This is a genomic window from Devosia sp., assembly GCF_028290625.1.
Taxonomy (GTDB): Bacteria; Pseudomonadota; Alphaproteobacteria; order Rhizobiales; family Devosiaceae; genus Devosia.
The window spans coordinates 1-3,024 of the sequence record NZ_JAQGJM010000057.1 but is presented as its reverse complement, the minus strand read 5'-3'; the positions used below and the strand labels follow the sequence as shown (position 1 = coordinate 3,024).

Genomic DNA, 3,024 nt, shown 5'->3' with positions numbered 1-3,024 from the left:
CGCGAGCGATCAGGCCCAGGCCCTGGCCGAACAGAGCCTCGGCGGCTCCGTTGGCGGCGGAAAGGGCGCCGTCCGGGCCGATGACCAGCGCCGGCTCCGGGCTCAGGTCGAAGGCCGCCGCGCGCATCGCCTCGGAGAGGTTCAACGTCGCCCCGTGTCTTGCCCGACCGCTCATGCGGCCAGCCTTTGCGGCTCGATGCGCCAAAGGGCGGCCAGTTCGGCCTCGACCTCGGCGGGGACTTCCAGGCGGCAGAGGCGGGCCTTGGCGGCGCGCCGCTCGACCGGATCGGCGGGCCAGGGCGCGGCCTCGATGTAGGCGCCGAGGTGTTTGCGGAACATCTTCAGCCCGAGCGGCTGGCCGTAAAAGGCCAGGCTGTCGCGGAAGTGCCGGATGACGATCGCCAGACGCGCCTCGGGGCCAGGCTCGGCGAAGGCGCGGCCGTCGAGTTCGGCTTCGATCTGGCTTGCGATCCACGGCCGGCCCGCCGCGCCACGGCCGATCATCACCGCGTCCGCGCCGGATTGGGCGAGGGCCTCGCGGGCCGTGACGGCATCGACGATGTCGCCGTTGACGATCACCGGGATCGCGACCGCCTGTTTGACGGCGGCGATGGCCGCCCAGTCGGCCTGGCCCTTGTAGAACTGGCAGCGGGTGCGGCCGTGCACGGTCACCGCCGCGACGCCCAGTTGTTCGCAGCGCTGGGCGAACTCGGCGGCGTTGCGGGTGGCGTCGTCCCAGCCCAGGCGCATCTTCACCGTGACCGGTACATCGACGGCCTCGACGGCGGCGCGGACCAGGCGCTCGGCGGCGTCCAGGTCGCGCATCAGGGCCGACCCGCAGAGCGCGCCAGTCACTTCTTTCGCCGGGCAACCGAAGTTGAGGTCGATGACCTGGGCGCCGGCCTTGGCGGCCATCTCCGCGCCCTCGGCCATCCAGCGCGCTTCGCGGCCGACCAGTTGGACCACCATCAATGACGAGGCCTCGCCGATCGCGGCGCGGCGCACGACATCGGGACGGCCGCGCGCCAGTTCGGCGCCGGCGACCATCTCGGTGGCGACATAGGCCGCGCCCAGGCGCGATGCCGCAGTGCGAAACGGCAGATCGGAAACACCCGTCATGGGCGCCAACCAGACCCGGCCATCTACGCGAACGGCATGCAACTGAAGGCCAATGCTCATTAATTAGTCATCCCCGTCGCCTAGGTTTTAGGCAATTTGTGCGGCGCCGTAAAGCTGGACTTTCGACAATTCGTCACGGACAGAAGGGGCGATGGATTTCAGCGCCATTATCGTCGCCGCCGGTTCGGGGCAGCGCGCCGGCCAGGGACCGGCCAAACAGTGGCGTCGGCTGGCCGGCCGCCCCGTGCTGCGCTGGTCGGCGCAGGCCATGCTGGAAGCCGGCGCCGCGCCCCTGGTGGTCGTCGTGCAGGAGGCCGATCGCCAGCAGGCGCAGGCGGCCCTGGCTGGCCTTGAAGGCTGGGTCCTGGCGCCAGGCGGGGCGACCCGCACCGCTTCGGTTCGCGCCGGCCTAGTCGCGCTGGGCTCTGGAACTGCGCCTGTCCTGATCCATGACGCCGCCCGCCCCTTCCTGACCAAAAACCATATCGACGCCCTGCTCGCGGCCCTTGCCGACGCGGAAGGCGCGGTTCCCTTGCTACCAGTGGCCGACACCTTGAAGCGGCAGGGTGACGCTCTGACGACCGTCTCCCGGGACGGCCTTGGCCGGGCGCAGACGCCGCAGGCCTTCCGCCGCCCTGCCCTGCTCGCCGCCTATGCCGCCCTGCCCGGCGACGACGCCGCGACCGACGACGCCGCGGTGGTCGAGGCCAACGGCGGGCGGGTGGTCGCCACGCCTGGCGACCCGATGCTGATGAAACTGACCTATCCGGAGGACTTCACCATGGCCGAGGCCCTTGCCGCGTCCTTGGCCGCGTCAGGGCGGACCACCCGCACCGGCCAGGGTTTCGACGCCCACCGCTGGGGGCCTGGCGAGGCCGTCTGGCTGTGCGGCGTGCGCATCGACCACGGCCAGAGCCTGATCGGACATTCCGACGCCGACGCCGGCCTGCATGCCCTGACAGACGCCCTCCTGGGCGCGATCGGCGAAGGCGACATCGGCGACCACTTCCCGCCCAGCGACCCACAATGGCGCGGCGCCCCCTCCTCCGTCTTCCTGCAGAAGGCCGCGGCCCTGGTCGCCGCGCGCGGCGCACGGATATGCAACGTCGACGTGACCCTGATCTGCGAGCAGCCGAAGATAAAGCCGCACCGCCAGGCGATGCGGGAAAGGATCGCCGAACTGTTGGACGTCGCGGTGGATCAGGTCAGCGTCAAGGCGACGACCACCGAGGGCATGGGCTTCACCGGGCGCGGCGAAGGCCTGGCTGCCCAGGCTATGGCGACGGTGGAGTCGCCTTCCTGATCTCGTCGCGGTCGCGCATGCGGCGGATCAAGGCGGCGAACAGGTTGGTGTAATCGTCGGTCCAGGCGCGGACGCCGTCGGCGTGGGCCGGTCGCCAGCGCGGGTCGGCGCGGTAGGGCGCGAGCGCCTGCTGCGAACGCGCGACGATGATCACATTCTCCGGCGACTCGACGAGATCGGAGCGGTCGGGCGGGTTGTAGAACTGCTGCAGCGAGGCTCCGCCGGCCAGGGCCGCCGCGGCCGCCACCGGCCGCTCCAGGTCGAGGTTGCGGTTCGACAGGTGCATGATGACCACCCCGTCGGGCGCGAGTTTCTGCAGATACATCCGCATCGCCTCGACGGTCAGCAGGTGAGCGGGGACCGCGTCGGAGGTGAAGGCGTCGACGAGGATGACGTCGAACAGACCGGGCTGCTCCTTTTGCAGGGACAGCCGCGCGTCGCCGAGCACCCAGTCGACATGGGCCTTGGCCGCACAGCCCGAGATGTAGGTGAACTTGTCGATGTCCGTGGCGATGGCGATGACCTTGGGGTCGATCTCGTAGAAGCGCATGGCGTCGCCGGGGCGGGCGTAGGCCGCGACCGTCCCCGCCCCCATGCCAATG

Annotated in this window: 3 protein-coding genes; 1 reads left to right on the top strand and 2 read right to left on the bottom strand. The window is 70.7% G+C overall.

From position 1 onward, the window contains the following. Positions 1-171: 171 nt before the first annotated feature. Positions 172-1,179 (bottom strand): tRNA dihydrouridine synthase DusB, encoded by a 1,008-nt coding sequence (dusB, locus tag JWR51_RS23930; protein WP_299753655.1) that lies wholly within the window; start codon positions 1,177-1,179, stop codon positions 172-174. 91 nt (positions 1,180-1,270) lie between these two features. Here dusB and JWR51_RS23925 point away from each other — a divergent pair, with 91 nt between their 5' ends. Beyond that, entirely contained in the window at positions 1,271-2,422 is a 1,152-nt protein-coding gene (locus JWR51_RS23925) for a bifunctional 2-C-methyl-D-erythritol 4-phosphate cytidylyltransferase/2-C-methyl-D-erythritol 2,4-cyclodiphosphate synthase (RefSeq protein WP_299753653.1), read from the top strand. On the opposite strand, the gene JWR51_RS23920 is transcribed toward JWR51_RS23925, so the two are convergent. Continuing rightward, positions 2,394-3,024, bottom strand: a 631-nt coding sequence (locus JWR51_RS23920) for a fused MFS/spermidine synthase (protein ID WP_299753651.1), incomplete at its 5' end; no start/stop codon positions are given. The two genes, JWR51_RS23925 and JWR51_RS23920, sit on opposite strands and share 29 nt — an antisense overlap.